The sequence below is a fragment of the Streptomyces sp. NPDC002144 genome, from assembly GCF_053593695.1.
Map to the genome: position 1 here is coordinate 15,058 of NZ_JBSFDB010000003.1, position 22,404 is coordinate 37,461.

Below are 22,404 nucleotides of genomic sequence, written 5' to 3' on the forward strand. Positions count from 1 at the left end.
AGTTACCCCCATCACAGGGAGTCTAGGGATGTCGAACATCGTCGGGAACTATTTCAGGCCCGCCCCTCTGACCGAAAGTCGGACCTTGTGAACACCACGCTCATACGCATCCGCCGGTTCCGTTGACGGGGTTGAAACCGACCCGGAGAGTGGTAAATCACGCGAGGGGGCACGCGCGGCCACTCGGTCGCGCCGCGGATCGGGGGGTCTGCCATGAGCGCGTCGTCGAGTGTCGAGTCCGTCCGCAGCGGCACAAGGGTGCCGTGGGGCGACGTCCTGCTGTCCGCGATCGCCTCCGTGAGCTGGGCGTTGATCGGGATGGCGGGCACGGCGGCCCTCGGCCTGCATCTTCTGGGGGCGGACTCGACGGGTTCGCTGGGCCCGATGACCGCTGCCGTGGTGGCCCTTGGGGCGGGTGGTTCGATATCGCCGTCCGGCGACGTGTCCGCGTTCGGTCTAAGGGGCGCGGAAGCCCATACGGCCGTCACGATCACGCCACTGGGCGTCAGCCTGGTGGGGGCGCTGCTGCTGTCCTGGGTCTTCCTACGGTCCCTGCGCTCCGCGGGAGTTGTGATCGCGCCGGCCGAACTCCTCGCACGCGCGGGCGCGGTGGTGGTGCTGTTCGTCGCGACACTGGGCGGGCTGGTGTGGGCGGGGCACGACGTCATCACCATCGACGGCGGCTCGCTCGGGCTGGACAAGCTGCCGGGCACCGGTGGCGGGGGCGGCGGTGTGAACATCCCGGGCCTCGGGGACGTCGGGAACATCGGCGGGCTGCTGCCCGACAACATCGGCAACCTCATCCACGCCAAGGCGGCGGTCGGCTTCTCGGTCGACACGGCGCCCACCGTGCTGGGCGGGCTCGGCTGGTCGGCGGGCATCCTGCTGATCGCCCTGCTGGCCTCGCGCCGCACTCCCCTGCCGCCCGGCTGGGAGGCCGTGCACCGGGTGGTCCGGCCGGCCGCTTCCGCGCTCGTCACGGTGCTGCTGCTGGCCGTGGCGGCGGGGTGCGCGGCGGCGGTGTACGCGGCGATCGGCGACGCCCATCCCAAGCGGATCTTCGGAGCGGCGCTGCTGGGCGCGCCCAACGGCACCTGGCTCGGCATCCCGATCGGTCTGTTCGTCCCCTTCGACGGCAGGGCGACCGGCGTGCTCACCAAGTTCCTCCCCGACCCGCTGGACAAGCTCCTCACCGCGAAGACCGACCAGTCGGTGACCCTGAGCCGCCTGGCCGACCTGGACGGACGGGTGTGGCTGCTCGGGGTGGCGGCGGCCGTGATGATGCTGCTGGCGGGGGTGCTGGCGGCGGTACGGACCCCGGTCGCCGCGCGCGGTACGGACTCCCGAGGTGTGCGTGGTCCGGGTGCGCTCGCCTTCGCGGGGCGGTGTGCGGTGCGGCTCGGCGTGCTGACCGCGCTGACGCTGCCGTTGCTCGCGTGGCTGACGGAGGTGTCGGTGAACGCCTCGCTGTCGGTGCTGGGGTTCGACGCGTTCGGCGCCGGGATCCAGTTGCACGGGAACCTCGGTATGGCGCTGCTGCTCGGCGCCCTGTGGGGCGCGGGTGCGGGGGCGGCCGGGGCGCTGCTGGCGTGGGTCACCGGGGCGGCGGGACGACGGGCGGCGCCGCTGGCGGTGGGGGCCTTGGGTGCGGGGGCTGCGGGGGCCGGCCTGGGCACGGGGGCCGTGGGGACGGGCACGCCGGTCGGGACCGCCGAGTACCCCCGGCACGCGCGTGAGCCGCAGCCGCCCCCGATGCCGGTGCGCGAGCCGGGTACGGGGGTGCCGGGGCCGTACCGGCCCGGTTCGTCGTACCGGCCGCCGAACCCCGCCACCAATCCGTACCTGCAGCTGCCGGAGGAACTGCGGGAGCCGGAGGACGAGCGTCCCGGCCCCGGCGAGGAGCAGGGGACGGGCGAGGCACCACCGCCCGGCACGGGGCACAGGGACGTGTACGGCGCGCCGACCGTGGCCCGGCCCTACGACGGCCCCCCGCCACGGCGGCCAGGGACCGGCCGCTCCCCGGAGGGCGGGCGCCGCCAGCCACCCCCACCGCCACCACCTCCTCCCCCACCCGGCCGCCCCAAGGGGGGTCACTGAGCGAGGCCGGGGGTCCGCGGGCGCAGGGAGGTTCTCCAGGCGCAGGATGAGTCACCTGCCGCAGGACGGTTCTCCGGGCGCAGGGAGGCCCACTGGCGCGGGGCGGGTCCCACGGGCGCAGGGAGGCCCACCAGCGCAGGGCGGGACCCGCAGGCGCAGGGAGGCCCACCAGCGCAAGGCGGGACCCGCAGGCGCAGGACCGTCCCCCGGGCACGGAACGGCAACCCGGGCGCAGGACCGTCCCCCGGGCGCGGAGCGGCATCCTGCGCGCGGAGCGGCCACCCACGCGCGGGGCGGGATTCCGTGCCCGCCGGAGGGGGGTCGTCGTGGTCCACCCGTCATGTGCCCGCCACCCCGTCGACACCCACTGTTCCGTGTCCGCTAGGCGGACCGCGGCGGCGGGCGGCACTGGGTGCCGGATACGGTGGGAAGACCATGAGCGCTTCGCAGATCCCGACCTCCGACGTTCCGGCCGACGCCCCGACCCTCCTCGTCAAGATCTTCGGCAAGGACCGGCCGGGCATCACGGCCGGCCTCTTCGACACCCTCGCCGCCTACTCCGTCGACGTGGTCGACATCGAGCAGGTCGTCACCCGTGGCCGGCTCACGCTGTGCGCGCTCGTGACCCATCCGGCGGCCACGCTCGAGGGCGATCTCCGCGCCACCGTCCACAGCTGGGCGGAGTCGATGAAGATGCAGGCGGAGATCATCTCCGGTCGCGGAGACAACCGGCCGCGCGGCCTCGGCCGCTCCCTGGTCACCGTGCTCGGCCATCCGCTCACCGCGGCGGCCACCGCCCGCATCGCGGCGAATATCGCCCAGACCGGCGGCAACATCGACCGTATCTTCCGGCTCGCCAAGTACCCGGTGACCGCGGTCGAGTTCGCGGTCTCCGGTGTGGAGACCGAGCCCCTGCGCACCGCCCTGGTGACGGACGCGGCGGCACTGGGTGTCGATGTCGCGGTGGTCGCCGCGGGACTGCACCGGCGGGCCCAGCGGCTCGTCGTCATGGACGTCGACTCCACGCTCATCCAGGACGAGGTCATCGAGCTGTTCGCCGCGCACGCGGGCTGCGAGGACAAGGTCGCCGAGGTCACGGCAGCGGCGATGCGCGGGGAGCTGGACTTCGAGCAGTCGCTGCACGCGCGCGTGGCGCTGCTGGAGGGCCTGGACGTCTCCGTGGTGGACAAGGTGCGCAGCGAGGTGCGGCTGACGCCGGGCGCGCGCACGCTGATCCGTACGCTGAAGCGCCTCGGCTACCAAGTCGGTGTCGTCTCCGGCGGGTTCACCCAGGTCACGGATGATCTCAAGGAGCGGCTGGGGCTGGACTTCGCCCAGGCCAACACCCTGGAGATCGTCGACGGGAAGCTGACCGGCAAGGTCACCGGGGAGATCGTGGACCGCGCGGGCAAGGCGCGGCTGCTGCGCCGCTTCGCCGCCGAGGCGGGCGTACCGCTCGCCCAGACAGTGGCGATCGGCGACGGCGCCAACGACCTGGACATGCTCAACGCGGCCGGTCTCGGTGTCGCCTTCAACGCGAAGCCGGTCGTTCGGGAGGCGGCGCACACCGCGGTGAACGTGCCGTTCCTGGACACGGTCCTGTATCTGCTGGGCGTCACCCGCGAAGAGGTCGAGGCGGCGGACACGCACGACGACCACTGATCCCCGGGCGAGAACGGCCGTGGGGCCCGGCACCGCTGCGGTGCCGGGCCCCGCGGCCTTGGTACGGCGGGCTGCTACTCGGTCGGCCCCCAGTAGTCGACGAGGGTGGCCGCGGCGGGCTCCAGGGCCTTCCAGGAGCCGTCGAAGGACAGGACGGCGAAACCGGCGGCCGGGAAGCCGCGGCGTTCCATCCGCTCGCGGGCATCGCCCTCGCCCGAGCCGGCCAGGATGTCGGCGAGGCCGTGCACACCCGGGTTGTGGCCGATCAGGATGACGTTCTGCGCGTCGTCCGGGGTCTCGTTCAGCAGGGCGATCAGCTCACCGGGCGAGGCCTCGTAGATCCGCTCCTCGTAGACGGTTTTCGGCCGCTGCGGGAACTCGTGGACCGCGAGCTTCCAGGTCTCCCGGGTGCGGGTCGCGGTGGAGCAGAGGGCCAGATCGAAGGGGATGCCGGTGTCGGCCAGCCTGCGTCCGGCTGCCGCGGCGTCCAGTCGGCCCCGCTCGGCGAGGGGGCGCTCATGGTCGGTCACCTGTGGCCAGTCGGCTTTCGCATGGCGGAAGAGGACGATCCTGCGGAGTTCAGCGACGCTCATGACACCCAGCTTCGCACGAAACAGGCCATGGGGCGCAGGTAGTTGACCGGCGGCTCGACGGGTGCTCGGTGGGCGCTCAGCGGGCCATGAGCTGCTGCACCCGCTCGAAGAGGTGGGTGATCACCGGGTCGCCGGCCGCCTGCGCGTCGCTGGGGTTCAGCATGAGCGCCAGGAGGACGACGAAGGCGAGCGCGGGCAGGGCGAGGGCCCACCAGGGCAGCCGGATGTCGATGCCGCCCGTGCTCGCCGGGAGGGGCCGGGTGTGCGTAGGGGCCGACATGGGTGCCTCCGTGGTAGCCGTGGTCTTCGAGCGGTCGGTGGCCGCCGTCCGCGGCCACACTTCGAAGGTACGGACTCGGGACCCCTCAACCCATCCGGAGATCCACCCACTTGACCCTGACACCGACCCCCTAGGGGATGGTGGGGCTAGCCCCACCATCGAAGGGGGCGAAGATCACGGCGAGACGATCGTCGCGACGATGGCGATGACCACGAAGATGGCGAAGAACGAGCCGAAGACGATCAGCATCTTCTTCTGGCCGTTCTGGGGGTTCGGCTCGAGCACTGGCATACGGCCAGTCTCGCACCCCCCGTCCGCGCCGGATCCGCCGGGGTGAGCTCAGCGGGCGGCGGCCTCGTCCTCCACCGTGCGGTCGCGGCCCGCCAGGACGCCGACCACCATCTGCGGGACCATCAGTGCCGCCATGAGGGCGATCGGCAGCCCCCAGCCGCCGCTGTGCTGGTAGAGCACGCCGACCAGCAGGGGGCCGGGGATGGAGATGAGGTAGCCGGTGCTCTGCGCGAAGGCCGACAGCTGGGCGACACCGGCACCGGTCCGCGCCCGCATGCCGACCATCGTCAGGGCGAGCGGGAAGGCGCAGTTGGAGACGCCGAGCAGCACGGCCCAGGCCCAGGCGCCGCCGGAGGGCGCGAGGTACAGGCCCGCGTAGCCGACAAGGCCGCAGGCGCCCAGAGCCAGCACGATCGGGCCCTGGTGGGGCAGCCTGGTGGCCACGCGCGGGATGACGAAGGCCAGCGGCACGCCCATCACCATCGTGACGGCGAGCAGCAGTCCGGCCGTGCTCGCGGGCACCCCGGCGTCCCGGAAGATCTGCGCCATCCAGCCCATCGTGATGTAGGCGGCGGTGGCCTGCAGCCCGAAGAAGACGGCCAGCGCCCAGGCGGTACGGCTGCGGGTGATCCGCAGCGCGGGGGCCTCCACACGTGCGTGGACGTCGGTGGAGGTCCGGCCCGGGGCGGGCGCCTCCACGCGCGCGTGCCGGCGTGCCGGGTCGGCGGGCCGCGCGCCCCGGTCCCGTACGAACGGGATCCACGGCAGTACGGCCGTCGCCGCGAGCCCCGCCCACACGGCGAGCCCGGTCTGCCAGCTGCCTCCCAGGGCGTCCGTCATGGGCACCGTCACCGCCGCCGCGACCGAGGTGCCCGCGGCGAGGGCCATGGAGTACAGGCCGGTCATGGCGCCGACACGGTCCGGGAACCAGCGCTTGACGATGACCGGCATCAGGACGTTGCTGACGGCGATGCCCATGAGGGCGAGCGCGCTGGCGGCCAGGAAGCCCGCCGTGCCGCCCGCGTACGGCCGGATCAGCAGACCCGCGGTGATGGCCACCATGCCCGCGCAGACGACCGCGCCCGGGCCGAACCGGCGGGCGAGGCGTGGGGCGGTGACGCCGAAGACGGCGAAGCAGAGCGGGGGCACGGAGGTGAGGAGTCCGGCCAGGCTGCCGCTCATGCCGAGCCCGTCGCGGACCTCTTCCAGGAGCGCGCCGAGGCTGGTGATGGCGGGGCGGAGGTTGAGCGCCGAGAGGACGATGCCGATGACCAGCACCCGCATCGTCCACGCGCGCGTGGCGGGCCGCCCGGGGTCGTGGCCGACCGACCTGCGCGCGGTTTCGGACGTCATCGTCGTTGTTTCCTCGCTCTGCATGCCACCTATCATAGAATCATAGGATGACCCGCTGTCCATCCGTTGGTCGGCCGCACCCGGCCACCTCGTGCGAAGGTGTGCCATGCCCCTGAGTCATCCCCGCCGTTCCGCCCTGTCCGAGCAGGTCATCGCCGCGCTGCGCAACCAGATCACCTCGGGCGAGTGGCCGGTGGGCTCCCGCATCCCTACCGAGCCGGAGCTGGTCGAGCAGCTCGGGGTGGCCCGCAACACCGTCCGCGAGGCCGTCCGCGCGCTCGCGCACAACGGCCTGCTGGACATCCGCCAGGGCTCGGGCACCTATGTGGCGGCGACCAGCGAGCTGGCCGGTGTGATGCACCGCCGCTTCGCCGACGCCGACCCCGGTCACATCGCCGAGCTGCGCTCCACGCTGGAGTCGGCCGCGGCGAGCCTGGCGGCCGAGCGGCGCACGGAGAAGGACCTCAAGCAGCTCGACGCGCTGCTGGTGCGCCGCGAGGAGGCCTGGGAGTCGGGCGACGCGGAGGCGTTCGTGACGGCCGACGCCACCTTCCACCTCGCGGTGGTCTCCGCCTCCCACAACGACGTCATGACCGCGATGTACGCCGATCTGGGCGAGGTGCTGCGGGACTGGCTGCGGGAGGACGTGGGCGGCGCGCTGACCCCGGAGTCGTACATGGAGCACACGCGGCTGGTCGACGCTATCCGCGCGGGTGACGCGGACGCGGCCGGCGCGGCGGCCGCCAGCTATCCGTTCCTGTGCCGTCCGGGGCGGTTCACCGCCTCTGGTGGGTGATCCACGCCGAGCGGACCTCCTCCCAGCAGCGCCCGGTGAGCCGTACGGTCATGGCGGGCCCGGCGTCGACGGTGGCGCTGTCGGTGTCGAGGTCCCACCACCGCTCGCACTCCACGTGCAGGCTGACGCCGTCGGTCTGCGGATAGGGGTTGTGGCAGTACGAGGTCACATGGGACCCGGTGACCTTGGTACGGCACTCGGCGCCGAAGGGCTGCGCCGGGGCCGGGCGCGTCACGCGCGCGTGGGGCACCGCCTCGTAGGGCAGGCACAGGACGAGTACGACGGCTGCGGTCGCTGAGGCCAGGCTGCGGGACAGGCGCACAAGGGGACCTCCTCGGCCGTGCTCGGGAGGGGGAGCGTGTGGTGAACGCTTCATCCAGGGTGCGCGGTCGCCCGCCCGGTCCGCCCGGCCGGCTAGCCCGGACGAGTGATACGCGAGGGCCCGCGTCCCGTAGGACGCGGGCCCTTGTCCTCCCGGCTCGGCCAGGCGACGGCGTCAGGCGCCGATGGCGTGCAGACCGCCGTCCACGTGGACGATCTCGCCCGTGGTCTTCGGGAACCAGTCGCTCAGCAGGGCGACGACGCCCTTGCCGGCCGGCTCCGGGTCCTTGAGGTCCCACTCCAGCGGGGAGCGGCTGTCCCAGACGGAGGCCAGCTCGCCGAAGCCCGGGATGGACTTGGCGGCCATGGAGCCGATCGGGCCCGCGGAGATCAGGTTGCAGCGGATGTTCTGCTTGCCGAGGTCGCGTGCGAGGTAGCGGCTGGTGGCCTCCAGGGCGGCCTTGGCCGGGCCCATCCAGTCGTACTGCGGCCAGGCGAAGGACGCGTCGAAGGTGAGGCCGACGACGGAGCCGCCGTTCTGCATCAGCGGCAGGCAGGCCATGGTCAGCGACTTCAGGGAGTACGCCGAGACGTGCATGGCCGTGGCCACCGACTCGAACGGCGTGTTCAGGAAGTTGCCGCCGAGCGCGTCCTGCGGTGCGAAGCCGATGGAGTGCACGACGCCGTCGAGCCCGCCGAGCTCCTCGCCGACCAGGTCGGCCAGCCGGGCCAGGTGCTCGTCGTTGGTGACGTCGAGCTCGATGACCTTGGTGGGCTTGGGGAGCTTCTTGGCGATGCGCTCGGTCAGCGTGGGCCGCGGGAACGCGGTCAGGATGATCTCGGCGCCCTGCTCCTGGGCCAGCTTGGCGGTGTGGAAGGCGATGGAGGACTCCATCAGCACACCGGTGATCAGGACGCGCTTGCCCTCGAGAATTCCGCTCATGGTGTTCAGTGACCCATTCCCAGTCCGCCGTCAACGGGGATGACGGCTCCAGTGATGTACGAGGCGTCGTCCGAGGCGAGGAACCGCACCGTCGCGGCGACCTCCTCGGGCTGCGCGTAGCGGCCGAGCGGCACCTGGGCCACGATGCCCGCGCGCTGCTCGTCGGTGAGCACCTTGGTCATGTCGGTGTCGACGAAACCGGGCGCGACGACGTTGAAGGTGATGTTGCGCGAGCCCAGCTCACGGGCGAGGGAACGCGCGAAGCCGACCAGGGCGGCCTTGGAGGCGGCGTAGTTGGCCTGGCCGGCCGAGCCGAGGAGCCCGACGACCGACGAGATGAGGACGACCCGGCCCTTCTTGGCGCGCAGCATGCCGCGGTTGGCGCGCTTGACCACGCGGAAGGTGCCGGTGAGGTTGGTGTCGAGGACGGACGTGAAGTCCTCCTCGGACATACGCATCAGGAGCTGGTCCTTGGTGACGCCGGCGTTGGCGATGAGGACCTCGACCGGACCGTGCTGGGCCTCGATCTCCTTGTAGGCCTGCTCCACCTGCTCGGTGTCGGTGATGTCGCACTTGACGGCCAGGAAGCCGGCCGGCGGCTCCCCGGAGCGGTATGTGATCGCGACCTTGTCGCCGGCGTCGGCGAACGCGCGGGCGATGGCGAGGCCGATGCCCCGGTTGCCTCCGGTGACGAGAACCGAGCGGCTCAACGGATCACCCTTTCGATAGGGGTCTGACACACCCGCCCAACACCTGGTGACAGGCGGCTTCAGTCGAAAACCTATCGGTCCGGTCGCGCCTGAGGACATTCGGGCACCGACAGTGGCGTACGGGACTCACTGTCGGGTCTCTACAGAATCGTCCCGACAGCGGCCCGAAACCTGTGGTCGGCGGGCCCGCCGGCGCGACATGATCGGGGCAACCGCCGGTCCGGTCAGGTCACGACAGTCAAGGAGAGACCTCGGTGCCTCATACCATCGACGAAGCCTTCACGGCCCTACCCCTGCGCGCCCTCGCCGACGCGGCGCTGGCACGCGCGCGTGCGCTGGGCGCCGAGCACGCCGACTTCCGGTTCGAGCGGGTGCGCAGCGCCTCCTGGCGACTGCGGGACGCCAAGCTCGCCGGTTCGTCGGACACCACCGACCTCGGGTACGCGGTGCGGGTCGTGCACGGGGGCACCTGGGGCTTCGCGTCCGGCGTTGATCTGACGCTCGACGCGGCGGCCAAGGTCGCCTCGCAGGCGGTGGCGATGGCCAAGCTGTCCGCCCAGGTGATCAGGGCGGCCGGCTCGGACGAGCGCGTCGAGCTGGCGGACGAGCCCGTGCACGACGACCGGACGTGGATCTCGTCGTACGAGATCGACCCGTTCACCGTGCCGGACGAGGAGAAGGCGGCGCTGCTGGCCGACTGGAGTTCGCGGCTGCTGGCGGCGAACGGCGTCAACCATGTCGACGCCTCGCTGCTGACGGTGCACGAGAACAAGTTCTACGCCGACACCGCGGGGACCGTGACCACCCAGCAGCGGGTGCGGCTGCATCCGTCGCTGACGGCCGTCTCGGTCGACGAGTCCAGCGGCGAGTTCGACTCGATGCGGACGATCGCGCCGCCGGTCGGACGCGGCTGGGAGTACCTCACGGGCACCGGCTGGGACTGGGAGGGCGAGCTGGAGCAGATCCCGGAGCTGCTCGCCGAGAAGATGCGGGCGCCGAGCGTCGAGGCGGGTCTGTACGACCTCGTCGTCGACCCGTCCAACCTGTGGCTGACCATCCACGAGTCCATCGGCCACGCCACCGAGCTGGACCGCGCGCTCGGCTACGAGGCGGCCTACGCCGGCACCTCCTTCGCCACCTTCGACCAGCTCGGCAAGCTGAGGTACGGCTCCGAGCTGATGAACGTCACCGGCGACCGCACCGCCGAGCACGGACTCGCGACCATCGGGTACGACGACGAGGGCGTCGAGGGCCAGTCCTGGGACCTGGTGAAGGACGGCCGGCTCGTCGGCTACCAGCTGGACCGGCGCATCGCCAGGCTGACCGGCTTCGAGCGGTCGAACGGCTGCGCCTTCGCGGACTCCCCCGGCCATGTGCCGGTGCAGCGCATGGCCAACGTGTCGCTGCGTCCGGATCCGGCGGGGATGTCGACGGACGATCTGATCGGCAGCGTGGACCGCGGGATCTACGTCGTCGGGGACCGGTCGTGGTCGATCGACATGCAGCGCTACAACTTCCAGTTCACCGGCCAGCGGTTCTTCCGGATCGAGAACGGGCGGATCACCGGGCAGCTGCGGGACGTGGCCTACCAGGCGACGACCACCGACTTCTGGGGTTCCATGGCCGCGGTGGGCGGCCCGCAGACGTACGTCCTCGGGGGCGCCTTCAACTGCGGCAAGGCCCAGCCGGGCCAGGTCGCCGCCGTCTCGCACGGCTGCCCCTCCGCGCTCTTCAAGGGCGTCAACATCCTCAACACGACGCAGGAGGCCGGTCGATGAGCGCCCGCACGCACAAGCCCCACGAGATCGTCGAGCGGGCGCTGGAGCTGTCCACCGCCGACGGCTGTGTCGTCATCGCCGACGAGCACTCCACCGCCAACCTGCGCTGGGCGGGCAACGCGCTCACCACCAACGGCGTCACCCGCGGCCGTACGCTCACGGTCGTCGCGACCGTCGACGGCAAGGAGGGCACCGCCTCCGGTGTGGTCTCCCGCTCGGCGGTGACCGTGGACGAGCTGGAGCCCCTGGTGCGGGCCGCCGAGGCCGCCGCCCGCAGCGCGGGGCCCGCCGAGGACGCGCAGCCGCTGGTGACGGGCGTCCCCGCGTCCCCGGACTTCACGGACGCGCCCGCGGAGACCACCTCCGCCGTCTTCGCCGACTTCGCACCCGCGCTGGGCGAGGCCTTCGCACGCGCGCGTGCCGGCGGGCGCGAGCTGTACGGCTTCGCCAACCACGAGCTGGTGACGAGCTACCTCGGTACGTCGACGGGGCTGCGCCTGCGTCACGACCAGCCCAAGGGCACCCTGGAGCTGAACGCCAAGTCGCCGGACCGTACGCGCTCGGCGTGGGCGGGCCGCTCGACGCGGGACTTCAAGGACGTCGACCCGGCGGCGCTGGACGCCGAGCTCGCCGTCCGCCTCGGCTGGGCGGAGCGGCGCGTCGAGCTGCCGGCCGGGCGGTACGAGACGCTGCTGCCGCCGACCGCGGTGGCCGACCTGCTGATCTACCAGCTGTGGTCGGCGTCCGGCCGGGACGCGGTCGAGGGGCGCACGGTGTTCTCCAGGCCGGGCGGCGGCACGCGCGTGGGCGACCGGCTGACCGAGCTGCCGCTGACGCTGCGCAGCGACCCGTACGAGCCGGGACTGGAGTCGGCGCCCTTCGTGATCGCGCACTCCTCCGGGGGCGACCAGTCGGTGTTCGACAACGGGCTTCCGCTCACGGCCACCGAGTGGGTCCGGGAGGGCGAGCTGCGGCACCTCACGACCACCCGGCACAGCGCGGGCCTGACCGGGCTGCCGGTGGCTCCCGCCATCGAGAACCTCGTCCTGACCGGCGGCGAGGACCGCTCGCTGGAGGAGATGGTGGCCGGCACCGGGCGCGGGCTGCTGCTGACCTGCCTCTGGTACATCCGCGAGGTCGACCCGGCCACCCTGCTGCTCACCGGCCTGACCCGGGACGGCGTCTACCTCGTCGAGAACGGCGAGGTGACCGGCGAGGTCAACAACTTCCGGTTCAACGAGTCCCCGGTCGACCTGCTGGGCCGGGCCACCGAGGCCGGGCGCACGGAAAAGACGCTGCCGCGGGAGTGGAGCGACTGGTTCACTAGGGCTGCGATGCCCGCGCTGCGGGTGCCCGACTTCAATATGAGCTCTGTCAGTCAGGGCGTATAACCTCGTAGCCGGTGGCCGCTCGACCACCCGAAGATCATCAAGGAGATACGAGAACCGTGACGGACATCGTCGACGAACTGAAGTGGCGCGGGCTGATCGCCCTCTCCACTGACGAGGACGCATTGCGCAAGGCGTTCGCGGACGGTCCCGTCACGTTCTATTGCGGCTTCGACCCGACCGCGCCCAGCCTGCACCTCGGCAACCTCGTGCAGATCCTGACGATGCGCCGGATCCAGGACGCGGGCAACCGTCCGCTGGGCCTGGTCGGAGGGGCCACCGGTCTGATCGGTGACCCGAAGCCCAACGCCGAGCGCACGCTGAACTCCCCGGAGGTCGTCGCGGGCTGGGTGGAGCGGCTGCGCGCGCAGATCGCCCCGCTGCTGGACTTCGACGGGCCGAACGCCGCGGTCATGGTCAACAACCTGGACTGGACCCAGGGGATGTCGGCCATCGAGTTCCTGCGGGACGTCGGCAAGCACTTCCGCGTGAACAAGATGATCGCGAAGGAGGCCGTCGCCCGGCGGCTGGAGTCCCAGGAGGGCATCAGCTACACCGAGTTCAGCTACCAGATCCTGCAGGGCATGGACTTCCTGGAGCTGTACCGGCGGTACGGCTGCACGCTGCAGACCGGCGGCAGCGACCAGTGGGGCAACCTCACCTCGGGCACGGACCTGATCCACAAGGTCGAGCCCGAGGCCGTGGTGCACGCGCTGGGCACGCCGCTGATCACCAAGGCCGACGGCACCAAGTTCGGCAAGACCGAGTCCGGCACGGTCTGGCTGGATGCCGAGATGACCACACCGTACGCCTTCTACCAGTTCTGGCTGAACGCGGACGACCGGGACGTCTCCAAGTTCCTGCGCATCTTCAGCTTCCGGTCCCGTGCGGAGATCGAGGAGCTGGAGAAGCAGACCGAGGAGCGGCCGCAGGCGCGGGCCGCTCAGCGGGCGCTGGCGGAGGAGCTGACGACGCTGGTGCACGGCGCCGAGCAGACGGCCGCGGTGATCGCCGCGTCGAAGGCGCTGTTCGGTCAGGGCGAGCTGGCGGAGCTGGACGAGCGGACGCTGTCGGCGGCGCTGTCCGAGGTGCCGCACATCAAGGTCGCCGAGCTCGGCCCGGTCGTGGACCTGTTCGCCGAGGTCGGTCTGGTGGCCAGCAAGTCGGCCGCGCGGCGGACGGTGAAGGAGGGCGGGGCCTACGTGAACAACGTCAAGGTCGCCTCCGAGGACGCCACCGCGGCCAAGGAGGACCTGCTGCACGGGCGGTGGCTGGTACTGCGCCGGGGGAAGAAGAACCTGGCGGCGGTCGAGGTCACGCCCGTCTAGTCGACGGACAGGGGCCGGGCTTCCATGGCGGTCCATGGAAGCCCGGCCCTGTTCTGTCGTGTTCTGTCAGGCCGTCTGTTTGCGCTTGCCCAGCGTCGCCATGTACAGCATGTCGACCACGAAGACGATGATGATCGCGGCCACGAGCTGGAAGGCGTGGCGGCTCCAGTCGATGCCGGGGGTCGACTCCACCCCGACGGCGCGTGCGATCGCGTTGCCGACGATCGCGCCGAGCATGCCGCAGATGGTGGTCAGCCAGAGAGGACTGTGCTGTTTGCCGGGGATGATCGCCTTGGCGATCAGGCCCAGCACGAATCCCACGATGATCGCCCACAACCAGCCCATGACTGCCTCCTTGTACGGCTCGAGGTGAGCACTGGGGCCAGTCTTCGCCCGTACGCCGTACGGCGCATGTCGGGTGCCGCCGTACGCGCTACGGCCGATGCCGGTCGCCCAGGCGGGAGGTGACCCGGTCTCGTAGGCGACGCAGGCGCGGCGTAACGTTGGAGTGGTCCGGACCTCGTACCCCGACCGGGGTCGGACCGGGCACGGGGCGGTGCGGGGCCGATGCGGGCGGATGGTGGAATGTGATGCGGAAGCAGCATGGCGGTGGCAACGGCCAGGTGTTCCGGATCACCGGGGCCCGGACGGGACTCCACGAGGACGTACGCGGCCGGCAGCGGCGGTATGTGATCTCGATGTCGATCCGTACGGTGGCGGTGATTCTCGCGGCCTCGCTGTGGAACGTCGAACGGCCGGTCGCGATCGTGGCGTTGGTCCTGGGAGCGGTGCTGCCCTATGTCGCGGTGGTGATCGCGAACGCGGGGCGGGAGAACGCGCCGTCGCTTCCCACGACGTTCGTGACCGTGCCGATGCGTCCGATGATCACATCGTCACGGACGAATGACGGTTTCGCGGAACCCGTCCCGGAAGATGTCACGACGGAGCCCAGGACGGGCGTACGAAGCGAGCCGCGCGACCGAGCCTGAGCGGAGCGCAGGTGTCGCAAGCGGAAGGCGACTACGCGCCAAGCTCAAGAAAAGCTCAGATCAATCATGTTGTTCCAGTGCCGGGCGGCGGGTTACCCGTGACATACTTCGTAGGCGCTCCGCATCCCCCGTCGGAGCGACGGACCGACGCCGGGCAGCTCCCCCCGTGGCTGCTCGGCGTCGCCTTTTGTGCAGCGGTTGTGAGACGAATCTGTGAGTGACGAGACCACCCCCATCTGCTCCGCCAAGGGCTGCCGTGTCGACGCCGTGTGGGTGCTGGCGTGGAACAATCCGAAGATCCACACGCCGGAGCGGCGCAAGACCTGGCTCGCCTGTGAGGAGCACCGGGAGCATCTGTCGCAGTTCCTAGGGGTGCGGGGGTTCCTGAAGGACGTCGTGCCGCTCTCGGAGTGGGAAGCGGCCGCCGGGGCCTGACCGCCGGTCAACCGCCGATCGCCGACATCGGCCTGTCCGGCTGGACGAAGGACGGGTCGTCCAGGCCGGCGCCCGCCTTCTTGCCCCACATCGCCAGGCGCCAGATGCGGGCGATCTCCTCGTCCGGGGAGCCGTCGCGCAGGGCGGCCCGCAGGTCGGTCTCCTCCCGGGCGAACAGGCAGGTGCGTATCTGGCCGTCGGCGGTGAGGCGGGTGCGGTCGCAGGCCGCGCAGAAGGGGCGGGTGACGGAGGCGATGACGCCCACGCGGTGCGGGCCGCCGTCGACCAGCCAGCGCTCGGCGGGGGCCGAGCCGCGCTCGTCCGCGCCTTCGGGGGTGAGGTCGAAGCGGGTCCGCAGGGAGGCCAGGATGTCGCCCGCCGTGACCATGCCCTCGCGCTTCCATCCGTGCTGGGCGTCGAGGGGCATCTGCTCGATGAAGCGCAGTTCGTAGTCGTGCGCGACGGCCCAGGCCAGCAGGTCCGGGGCCTCGTCGTCGTTCAGGCCGGGCATCAGGACCGAGTTGACCTTCACCGGGGTCAGTCCGGCCTCGCGGGCGGCCTCCAGGCCGTCGAGGACGTCCTGGTGGCGGTTGCGGCGGGTGAGGGTCTTGAAGACGTCCGGGCGCAGGGTGTCGAGGGAGACGTTGACCCGGTCCAGACCGGCCGCCTTCAGGGCCGTCGCGGTGCGCCTCAGCCCGATGCCGTTGGTGGTGAGGGACATCTGGGGCCGGGGGTCCAGCCGGGCGACGCGCTCCACGATGCCGACCAGGCCGGGACGCAGCAGGGGCTCGCCGCCGGTGAAGCGGACCTCCTCGATGCCCAGTGAGGTGACGGCGATGTCGATCAGACGGACGATCTCGTCGTCGGTGAGCAGGTCTGGCTTGGCCAGCCACTGCAGGCCCTCCTCGGGCATGCAGTACGTACAGCGGAGGTTGCACCGGTCGGTCAGCGAGACCCTCAGGTCGGTGGCCACTCGGCCGTAGGTGTCGATGAGCACGTGGGCCCCCTCCCTCGTAGCGGTTCGGCGCGGGCGGATCAGCGCCGTCGGGTCTTTTCCTGTCACTTGCGAGCCTACGTGACACGACTGACAACGACAGCGGCCGATCCCACGAGGTGCGGCGCGGCCGCGTCGTAGGGATCTACGACGCGGCCGCCGCGAGGGGGTGGTGCGGGGGTTCTCAGTGGGCACCGGTGCCGGTGAGGGACCGGACCTCCAGTTCGGCGTACTTGCCGGCGTCCGGCTCCTCCTTGGAGAGGTAGGTGCCGAGGATGCCGAGGAGGAAGCCGACCGGGATCGAGATGATGCCGGGGTTCTCCAGCGGGAACCAGTGGAAGTCGACGTCCGGGAACATCGACGTCGGCTTGCCCGAGACGACCGGCGAGAACAGCACCAGGCCGACCGCGGTGACCAGGCCGCCGTAGATCGACCACAGGGCTCCGGAGGTGGTGAATCGCTTCCAGAAGAGGCTGTAGAGGATCGTCGGGAGGTTGGCCGACGCGGCGACCGCGAAGGCGAGGGCGACCAGGCCGGCCACGTTCAGGTCGCGGGCGAGGGCGCCCAGGACGATGGAGACCGCTCCGATGCCGACGGTCGCCCAGCGGGCCGCGCCGATCTCCTGCTTCTCGGTGGCCTGGCCCTTCCTGATGACGTTCGCGTAGATGTCGTGCGCGAAGGAGGAGGACGAGGCCAGGGTCAGGCCCGCGACGACCGCGAGGATCGTGGCGAACGCGACCGCGGAGATGGTGGCGAGCAGGATGGCGCCCCAGTTGGAGTCCACGCCCCCGAGGTGCAGGGCGAGCAGGGGTGCGGCCGTGTTGCCCGCCTTGTTGGAGGCGATGATCTCGTCGGGCTTGATCAGCGCGGCGGCGCCGAAGCCGAGGGCGAGGGTCATCAGGTAGAAGGCGCCGATCAGGCCGATCGCCCAGATCACGGACTTACGGGCGGCCTTGGCGGTCGGCACCGTGTAGAAGCGGATCAGGATGTGGGGCAGGCCGGCGGTGCCCAGGACCAGGGCGATGCCGAGGGAGATGAAGTCCAGCTTGGTGGTGCCCGTGGCGCCGTACTTCAGGCCGGGCTCCAGGAAGGCGGCGCCCTTGCCGCTGTTGTCGGCGGCGGAGCCGAGCAGGTCGGAGACGTTGAAGTGGAACTTCAGCAGCACCAGGAAGGTCAGCAGCAGCGCGCCCGCGATCAGCAGGACCGCCTTGACCATCTGCACCCAGGTGGTGCCCTTCATGCCGCCGATGGTGACGTACACGATCATCAGGACGCCGACCAGGGCGACGATGCCGATCTTGCCGCCGTCGCTGGTGATGCCGAGCAGCAGGGAGACCAGGACGCCCGCGCCCGCCATCTGGGCCAGCAGGTAGAAGATCGAGACGACGATGGTGGACGTACCGGCCGCCGTGCGGACCGGGCGCTGGCGCATGCGGTAGGCGAGGACGTCGCCCATGGTGTAGCGGCCGGAGTTGCGCAGCGGTTCGGCGACCAGGAGCAGGGCGACCAGCCAGGCGACCAGGAAGCCGATGGAGTACAGGAAGCCGTCGTAGCCGAAGAGGGCGATGGCGCCGGCGATGCCGAGGAAGGACGCGGCGGACATGTAGTCGCCGGAGACGGCGAGGCCGTTCTGGAAGCCGGTGAACTGGCGTCCGCCGGCGTAGAAGTCGGCGGCGTCCTTGGTCTGGCGGCCGGCCCAGACGGTGATGACGAGGGTCGCGGCGACGAACACCGCGAACAGGGTGATGATCAGCGGGCGGTGCTGGCTCGCCTCGCCCGCGGCGAGCAGGGTGTGCTGCGCGGGGCTCATGCGCCGCCCTCCATCCGGGTCTTGATGGCCTCGGCCTTGGGGTCGAGCTGGGCGGCGGCGTGCCGCGAGTACCACCAGGCGATCAGGAACGTGGTCAGGAACTGGGCGAGGCCCAGGACGAGGGCCACGTTGATGTTGCCGACCACCTGGGTGCCCATGAAATCGTCCGCGTAGTTCGACAGCAGGACGTACAGCAGGTACCAGGCGATGAAGCCGATGGTGAGCGGGAAGGCGAACGAGCGGTGGGAGCGGCGCAGTTCACCGAACTCCGCGCTCTCCTGCACCGTCACGAACTCCTCGGTGGAGGGGAGTTGGGCCTGGGTATTCGAGGGGGGCGGTGTCTCGGTGGCCACGGAGTCTCCTCGCGTTGCGGATGCGGGCGGGACGGGGTCGGGGCGAGTGTCCTCGCCTTCCCTGTCCAAGGTCACGGCGCCACGCGAGGACAGGTTCAACGTCCTTGACCTCTTTCCGAACCGACCTTGAGGAACTCATTGCTGACCAGGGACTTCGGAGGATAGTTTTCGCCCTGGACCGCCCGTCATGTACCTGCCCGAGCACCACCTGTGTCTCGGGCCGTTTTCGTATCCGGATGATGTGGAGACCCCATGGCTCATCTGCGTTCCAGACGCCGGCTCGCCCTCGCGGTGCCGGTCGCGCTGTCGCTGACCGCCTCGCTCGGCTTCCTCCCCGCGGCCGCGCAGGCCGCCCCGCGCGCGGAGTCCGCCTCCCAGGCCGCCGCCGCGGACACCTACGCCTACCTCGTCAACACGAAGACGGACCCTTACACGATCAAGTCTGTCAAGGCGGCGATCAAGGCGGCCGGCGGTTCCGTCGTGGTGTCGTACGACAGGATCGGTGTGATAGTCGTCCACTCGACGGACCTCGACTTCGCGAAGAAGATACGCAAGGTACGCGGCGTGCAGTCCGCCGGCGCCTCGCGGACCTCGCCCGTGCAGGCGGCGGGGACGACGGACGAGGGCGCGGTGCAGTACCTCTCCAAGGCCGAGTCGGCGAAGGTCGCGAAGGGCGCCACGGCGGGCGAGGAGCCCCTCGAGGCCGACCAGTGGGACCTGAGGGCGATCGGCGCCGACAAGGCGTCCGCGATCGACCCGGGCAGCAAGAAGGTGACCGTCGCGGTCATCGACGTCGGCGTCGACGACACCCACCCCGACATAGCGCCGAACTTCTCGCCCTCACAGTCCGCGAACTGCGTGAGCGGCAAGGCGGACACCACGTACGGCTCCTGGCGGCCGGTGGACGCCGACCACTACCACGGCACGCATGTGGCCGGCGAGATCGCCGCCGCTCGCAACGGAATCGGTGTCGCGGGCGTCGCGCCCGGCGTGAAGGTCGCCGGCATCACGGTGGCCCAGCCCGACGCGAACCAGCTGTTCTTCCCGGAGAGCGTCGTCTGCGCCTTCGTGTTCGCCGCCGACCACGGCGTCGAGATCACCAACAACAGCTACTACGTTGATCCGTGGCAGTACAACTGCATGGACGATCCCGATCAGCGCGCGATCGTCGACGCGGTCAACAGGGCCCAGTTGTACGCCCAGCACAAGGGCACGCTCAACGTCGCCGCCGCCGGCAACTCCAACGACGACCTCGACTCGGACGCCCTGGTCGACGCCTCCAGCCCGGACGACTCGACGCCGGTGAACCGTACGGTCGATCCGCACGAGTGCTTCGACGTGCCGACCCAGCTGCCGGGTGTCGTCACGGTCAGCGCGACGGGCGTCAAGGGCGCCAAGTCGTACTACTCCAGCTACGGTTACGGCGTCGTCGACGTCGCGGCGCCCGGCGGGGACAAGTACCAGATCCCGGACACGCCGTCGAAGAACGGCCGCATCCTGTCCACGCTGCCCAACAACCAGTACGGCTACCTCCAGGGCACGTCGATGGCGACTCCGCACGTGGCGGCCGTGGCCGCGCTGCTGAAGTCGACGCACCCGTGGGCGACGCCGACCCAGTTGCAGGCGCTGCTGAAGGCCCAGGCGGTGAACCCGGGCTGCCCGACCGACCCGTACGACGGGAACGGCGACGGCGTGGTGGACGCGACCTGTGTGGGCGGCAAGCGCGTCAACGGCTTCTACGGCTTCGGCATCGTGAGCGCCCTGCGCGCGGTGAAGTAGACCGGCCGGGATCCTTGCATACGGATCCCCTCGGTCCATATGTTGATTGAGTCAATACTGCATAGTGCAGTCATGACTGTAATCAAGACAATGGTGCGGGAGGGCGCTCTCCAGGGGCGCCTTCCCGCACGCGAGCTGGCGCGCGCCTGCGTCGAGTCGTGCGCCTCGGCCGCAGCCGGACTGGCTGCGCTGCGGGCAGGGCTCGACCGGGTGCCCGAGGTCCGGGTGGACGACGGGGCCGTCGCCACCGCGTTCCACAGCGAGCGGCATCTGCTGGTCGACGGACGGGCGCCGGTCACCTTCGCGCCGTTGTCACGGTTCTGGCGGACGTCGGACGGCTGGGTGCGGACGCATGCGAACTATCCGCACCACCGGGCGCGGCTGCTCGGTGTGCTGGGGGTGCCCGAGGACGTGGGCGCCGTCGAGGCGGCGCTCGCGGAGCGCACCTCGGCCGAGGTCGAGGAGTCCGTGTACGCGGCGGGGGGCCTGGCCGTGGCCCTGCGCACGCCCGAGGAGTGGGCCGCCCATGAGCAGGGTGCCGAGGTGGCGCGGCGGCCCCTCGTCGAGCACGAGCGGCTCGACGAGGCTCGCGCGCGGGTGCTCGCGCCGATCGACGGCACTCCCCTCCTGCCGGCCGCCGGGGTGCGCGTGCTGGACCTGACGCGGGTGCTGGCCGGTCCGGTCGCGACCCGCACCCTCGCCCTGCTCGGCGCGGACGTGCTGCGCCTGGACCCCCCGTATCCGCCCGAACTGCCCGACCAGCACACCGACACGGGGTTCGGGAAACGCTCGGCGCTCCTGGACCTGGCGGCGGACCGGGCCGCCTTCGAGGAGCTGCTCGCCGGGGCGGACGTCGTGGTCACCGGGTACCGGCCCGGCGCCCTGGACCGGTTCGGGCTCTCGCCCCGGGCACTGGCCGAGCGGCGGCCGGGGATCGTGGTCGCCCAGGTGTCGGCCTGGGGTGCGTACGGGCCCTGGGCCGGGCGGCGGGGCTTCGACAGCCTGGTGCAGGTCGCGACCGGCATCGCGGCCATCGAGGGGTCGAAGGAGGCGCCGGGCGCGCTGCCCGCACAGGCCCTCGACCACGGGACCGGCTATCTGCTGGCCGGCGCCGTACTGCGGGCGCTGACCGAGCAGGCGTCCGAGGGAGGCAGCAGGTTCGTGCGGCTGGCGCTGGCACGAACGGCCCAATGGCTCCTGAACGGTGTGACGGCCGGTCCGGCGGGGGAACTCTCGTACGACGGGCCGGGGCCCTGGCTCGCCGAGACGAACAGCGCGCTGGGACCGCTGCGGTACGCCCTGCCTCCCGTGTCCTTCACGGGCGGGCCGGTCGACTGGACGCGGCCGCCGACGCTCTGGGGGTCGGATTCGGCGCGCTGGGACTGAGCCACGGGGCGTCCGAATACGTATCCATGTGCGGAATGCCGTACCCCCGGTTGTTTTTCTCGACTTGCCCGGTTCTGCGGCACCTGGTGAAGATCTTCGGGTGACTTTGACAAGACCCACGCCTGAGGCGGCCGACGCCGGCGGACCCATACGGCGCCCCGGCGCCGGCCGGGCCACCGCCGTCCTCGTCCTGGTGGGCCTCGCGGCCCTGATACCCCTGCTCGGCCCGACCGCCGCGCTGCACGGCACCGGTGAGGCCGCCGCCCCCGCCGTCGCCGGTGTCGCGCTGCTGCGGTCGGTGCTGTTCGCCGCGCTGTGCGTGCCGGTGGGCGAGTGGTTCATCAACCGTCTGGCCCGCTCGCTGCCCGGCGCCCCGTTCGACGCGCCCCGCAGCTGGAGCCTCTGGGCGGCCCTCGCCGGTTTCGTAGCGGCCCTGGGGCTGGCCTCGATCGTCTCGACGGGCAATCTGGTGCCGCGCAGCCTCGCCCAGATCGACGTCGGCGGTCTGTACGCCACGCGCGACGGCCAACTCGCGCTGCTCGAGGTCAACGCCTTCCTCGTGGCCGCCCTGTGCGCCCGCTCGCGCCGCCCCGCCACCCAACTCTGGCCGGTGGCCGCGGTGATCGTGGCCGAGGCCCTGCGGGCGCATCCCGGCACCGAGCACGCCCCGCTCCTCGGCTCAGGGCTGACGCTGGTTCATCTGACCTGCGCGGCCCTGTGGGTGGGCGGTCTGCTGCACGCCCTGCGCACCCTGCGGCTGTGGGGTCCCGTCGAGGCGAGCCCCGCGCTGCTCGGTCTCTACGCGCGCGTGGCGGCCGTCCTGCTCGCCGCCATCACCGCGAGCGGCGTCTGGAGTTCGCTGCGCCGTATGCCCCCGCACACGATCCTGGACCAGCTGACGACGACGGCCTACGGGCGCACCCTGCTGGCCAAGGTGCTCCTGGTGGGCGCCGTCGCGCTGCTGGCCCTGTGCGCGCGGATCCGGCTGCGCCGCGCCACCGACCCGCTCTCGGCCTGCTCCCCCGCGCGCGCGGAGGTCGTCGCCCTGGGAGTCGTGGTCCTGGTCTCGGCGCTGCTGACGGCGCTGCCGCTGCCGATCCGCTGGTCCTGACCTTGAT

22 protein-coding genes are annotated in these 22,404 nt (G+C 71.4%); 11 read left to right on the plus strand and 11 right to left on the minus strand.

All coding sequences use genetic code 11. The features are described from left to right. Positions 1–213: 213 nt before the first annotated feature. Positions 214–2,097 (plus strand): streptophobe family protein, encoded by a 1,884-nt coding sequence (locus ACWCQ1_RS04995; RefSeq protein ID WP_451025878.1) that lies wholly within the window; start codon positions 214–216, stop codon positions 2,095–2,097. A 435-nt stretch (positions 2,098–2,532) separates the two neighbouring features. Continuing rightward, positions 2,533–3,759, plus strand: coding sequence for a phosphoserine phosphatase SerB (gene serB / locus ACWCQ1_RS05000; protein ID WP_133048260.1), 1,227 nt, complete (start codon positions 2,533–2,535; stop codon positions 3,757–3,759). A gap of 74 nt (positions 3,760–3,833) precedes the next feature. Here the strand turns inward: serB and ACWCQ1_RS05005 are convergent, their stop codons facing one another. From ACWCQ1_RS05005 to ACWCQ1_RS05020, 4 genes are all read right to left on the minus strand, one after another. After that, complete coding sequence (locus ACWCQ1_RS05005) at positions 3,834–4,352, minus strand: SixA phosphatase family protein (RefSeq protein ID WP_451025879.1); 519 nt, start codon at positions 4,350–4,352, stop codon at positions 3,834–3,836. A gap of 76 nt (positions 4,353–4,428) precedes the next feature. After that, complete coding sequence (locus ACWCQ1_RS05010) at positions 4,429–4,632, minus strand: hypothetical protein (protein ID WP_451025880.1); 204 nt, start codon at positions 4,630–4,632, stop codon at positions 4,429–4,431. Positions 4,633–4,806: 174 nt separating this feature from the next. After that, a complete protein-coding gene (locus tag ACWCQ1_RS05015; protein WP_280117473.1) occupies positions 4,807–4,923 on the minus strand; it encodes an SGM_5486 family transporter-associated protein in 117 nt (38 codons plus the stop codon). 48 nt (positions 4,924–4,971) lie between these two features. After that, positions 4,972–6,312: a CynX/NimT family MFS transporter gene (locus ACWCQ1_RS05020; RefSeq protein WP_451025881.1), complete on the minus strand. Its 1,341-nt coding sequence runs from the start codon at positions 6,310–6,312 to the stop codon at positions 4,972–4,974. A gap of 70 nt (positions 6,313–6,382) precedes the next feature. On the opposite strand from ACWCQ1_RS05020, the gene ACWCQ1_RS05025 reads away from it, so the two are divergent. Further along, entirely contained in the window at positions 6,383–7,072 is a 690-nt protein-coding gene (locus ACWCQ1_RS05025; RefSeq protein ID WP_133048256.1) for a FadR/GntR family transcriptional regulator, read from the plus strand. Here ACWCQ1_RS05025 and ACWCQ1_RS05030 read toward each other — a convergent pair. The 3 genes from ACWCQ1_RS05030 to fabG all read right to left on the minus strand — a co-directional run bounded on the left by ACWCQ1_RS05030 (position 7,053) and on the right by fabG (position 9,046). Next, a complete protein-coding gene (locus tag ACWCQ1_RS05030) occupies positions 7,053–7,394 on the minus strand; it encodes a hypothetical protein (RefSeq protein WP_451025882.1) in 342 nt (113 codons plus the stop codon). The genes ACWCQ1_RS05025 and ACWCQ1_RS05030 overlap by 20 nt on opposite strands. A 174-nt stretch (positions 7,395–7,568) precedes the next feature. Beyond that, entirely contained in the window at positions 7,569–8,336 is a 768-nt protein-coding gene (gene fabI, locus ACWCQ1_RS05035; protein ID WP_133048254.1) for an enoyl-ACP reductase FabI, read from the minus strand. Between the two features lie 5 nt (positions 8,337–8,341). Next, a complete protein-coding gene (fabG, locus tag ACWCQ1_RS05040) occupies positions 8,342–9,046 on the minus strand; it encodes a 3-oxoacyl-[acyl-carrier-protein] reductase (protein WP_133048253.1) in 705 nt (234 codons plus the stop codon). A 254-nt stretch (positions 9,047–9,300) separates the two neighbouring features. On the opposite strand from fabG, the gene ACWCQ1_RS05045 reads away from it, so the two are divergent. The 3 genes from ACWCQ1_RS05045 to tyrS are packed head-to-tail and all read left to right on the plus strand — an operon-like array spanning position 9,301 to position 13,540. After that, a complete protein-coding gene (locus ACWCQ1_RS05045; protein WP_133048252.1) occupies positions 9,301–10,824 on the plus strand; it encodes a TldD/PmbA family protein in 1,524 nt (507 codons plus the stop codon). Further along, positions 10,821–12,215 (plus strand): metallopeptidase TldD-related protein, encoded by a 1,395-nt coding sequence (locus ACWCQ1_RS05050; RefSeq protein WP_451025883.1) that lies wholly within the window; start codon positions 10,821–10,823, stop codon positions 12,213–12,215. The genes ACWCQ1_RS05045 and ACWCQ1_RS05050 overlap by 4 nt, the downstream gene beginning before the upstream one ends. Positions 12,216–12,271: 56 nt before the next feature. Then, positions 12,272–13,540, plus strand: a complete 1,269-nt coding sequence (tyrS, locus tag ACWCQ1_RS05055) for a tyrosine--tRNA ligase (protein ID WP_451025884.1) — start codon at positions 12,272–12,274, stop codon at positions 13,538–13,540. A 66-nt stretch (positions 13,541–13,606) separates the two neighbouring features. Here tyrS and ACWCQ1_RS05060 read toward each other — a convergent pair whose 3' ends face one another. Continuing rightward, a complete protein-coding gene (locus tag ACWCQ1_RS05060; RefSeq protein WP_133048249.1) occupies positions 13,607–13,885 on the minus strand; it encodes a GlsB/YeaQ/YmgE family stress response membrane protein in 279 nt (92 codons plus the stop codon). 245 nt (positions 13,886–14,130) lie between these two features. On the opposite strand from ACWCQ1_RS05060, the gene ACWCQ1_RS05065 reads away from it, so the two are divergent. Both ACWCQ1_RS05065 and ACWCQ1_RS05070 read left to right on the plus strand, forming a co-directional pair. Further along, entirely contained in the window at positions 14,131–14,529 is a 399-nt protein-coding gene (locus tag ACWCQ1_RS05065; RefSeq protein WP_133048248.1) for a DUF3099 domain-containing protein, read from the plus strand. A gap of 213 nt (positions 14,530–14,742) precedes the next feature. After that, complete coding sequence (locus ACWCQ1_RS05070) at positions 14,743–14,964, plus strand: hypothetical protein (protein ID WP_133048247.1); 222 nt, start codon at positions 14,743–14,745, stop codon at positions 14,962–14,964. A 7-nt stretch (positions 14,965–14,971) separates the two neighbouring features. On the opposite strand, the gene moaA is transcribed toward ACWCQ1_RS05070, so the two are convergent. The 3 genes from moaA to ACWCQ1_RS05085 form a co-directional block, all read right to left on the minus strand. Then, on the minus strand, positions 14,972–15,961 hold the full coding sequence (gene moaA / locus ACWCQ1_RS05075) for a GTP 3',8-cyclase MoaA (protein WP_356761151.1): 990 nt from the start codon (positions 15,959–15,961) through the stop codon (positions 14,972–14,974). A gap of 181 nt (positions 15,962–16,142) precedes the next feature. After that, positions 16,143–17,768: a solute symporter family protein gene (locus tag ACWCQ1_RS05080; RefSeq protein WP_133048246.1), complete on the minus strand. Its 1,626-nt coding sequence runs from the start codon at positions 17,766–17,768 to the stop codon at positions 16,143–16,145. After that, positions 17,765–18,121 carry a DUF485 domain-containing protein gene (locus ACWCQ1_RS05085; RefSeq protein WP_133048245.1) on the minus strand — a complete coding sequence of 119 codons (357 nt, stop codon included), beginning with the start codon at positions 18,119–18,121 and terminating at the stop codon, positions 17,765–17,767. Before ACWCQ1_RS05085 ends, ACWCQ1_RS05080 begins: the two co-directional genes overlap by 4 nt. Before the next feature lie 252 nt (positions 18,122–18,373). On the opposite strand from ACWCQ1_RS05085, the gene ACWCQ1_RS05090 reads away from it, so the two are divergent. The 3 genes from ACWCQ1_RS05090 (at position 18,374) to ACWCQ1_RS05100 (ending at position 22,397) form a co-directional block, all read left to right on the plus strand. Next, positions 18,374–19,900 carry a S8 family serine peptidase gene (locus ACWCQ1_RS05090; protein WP_133048244.1) on the plus strand — a complete coding sequence of 509 codons (1,527 nt, stop codon included), beginning with the start codon at positions 18,374–18,376 and terminating at the stop codon, positions 19,898–19,900. 72 nt (positions 19,901–19,972) lie between these two features. Further along, entirely contained in the window at positions 19,973–21,286 is a 1,314-nt protein-coding gene (locus ACWCQ1_RS05095) for a CoA transferase (RefSeq protein ID WP_451025885.1), read from the plus strand. Positions 21,287–21,386: 100 nt separating this feature from the next. Next, positions 21,387–22,397 carry a CopD family protein gene (locus ACWCQ1_RS05100; RefSeq protein ID WP_451025886.1) on the plus strand — a complete coding sequence of 337 codons (1,011 nt, stop codon included), beginning with the start codon at positions 21,387–21,389 and terminating at the stop codon, positions 22,395–22,397. The last annotated feature ends 7 nt before the right edge of the window (positions 22,398–22,404 follow it).

Excerpts from the sequence above, each read along its gene's own strand:
- ACWCQ1_RS05095 (WP_451025885.1), top strand. The coding sequence starts at position 19,973 with ATGACTGTAATCAAGACAATGGTGCGGGAGGGCGCTCTCCAGGGGCGC.
- ACWCQ1_RS05050 (WP_451025883.1), top strand. The coding sequence starts at position 10,821 with ATGAGCGCCCGCACGCACAAGCCCCACGAGATCGTCGAGCGGGCGCTG.
- ACWCQ1_RS05025 (WP_133048256.1), top strand. The coding sequence starts at position 6,383 with ATGCCCCTGAGTCATCCCCGCCGTTCCGCCCTGTCCGAGCAGGTCATC.
- ACWCQ1_RS05090 (WP_133048244.1), top strand. The coding sequence starts at position 18,374 with ATGGCTCATCTGCGTTCCAGACGCCGGCTCGCCCTCGCGGTGCCGGTC.
- ACWCQ1_RS05060 (WP_133048249.1), bottom strand. The coding sequence starts at position 13,885 with ATGGGCTGGTTGTGGGCGATCATCGTGGGATTCGTGCTGGGCCTGATC.
- ACWCQ1_RS05015 (WP_280117473.1), bottom strand. The coding sequence starts at position 4,923 with ATGCCAGTGCTCGAGCCGAACCCCCAGAACGGCCAGAAGAAGATGCTG.
- ACWCQ1_RS05020 (WP_451025881.1), bottom strand. The coding sequence starts at position 6,312 with ATGATAGGTGGCATGCAGAGCGAGGAAACAACGACGATGACGTCCGAA.
- ACWCQ1_RS05080 (WP_133048246.1), bottom strand. The coding sequence starts at position 17,768 with ATGAGCCCCGCGCAGCACACCCTGCTCGCCGCGGGCGAGGCGAGCCAG.
- ACWCQ1_RS05065 (WP_133048248.1), top strand. The coding sequence starts at position 14,131 with ATGCGGAAGCAGCATGGCGGTGGCAACGGCCAGGTGTTCCGGATCACC.
- ACWCQ1_RS05010 (WP_451025880.1), bottom strand. The coding sequence starts at position 4,632 with ATGTCGGCCCCTACGCACACCCGGCCCCTCCCGGCGAGCACGGGCGGC.
- ACWCQ1_RS04995 (WP_451025878.1), top strand. The coding sequence starts at position 214 with ATGAGCGCGTCGTCGAGTGTCGAGTCCGTCCGCAGCGGCACAAGGGTG.
- fabI (WP_133048254.1), bottom strand. The coding sequence starts at position 8,336 with ATGAGCGGAATTCTCGAGGGCAAGCGCGTCCTGATCACCGGTGTGCTG.
- serB (WP_133048260.1), top strand. The coding sequence starts at position 2,533 with ATGAGCGCTTCGCAGATCCCGACCTCCGACGTTCCGGCCGACGCCCCG.
- ACWCQ1_RS05005 (WP_451025879.1), bottom strand. The coding sequence starts at position 4,352 with ATGAGCGTCGCTGAACTCCGCAGGATCGTCCTCTTCCGCCATGCGAAA.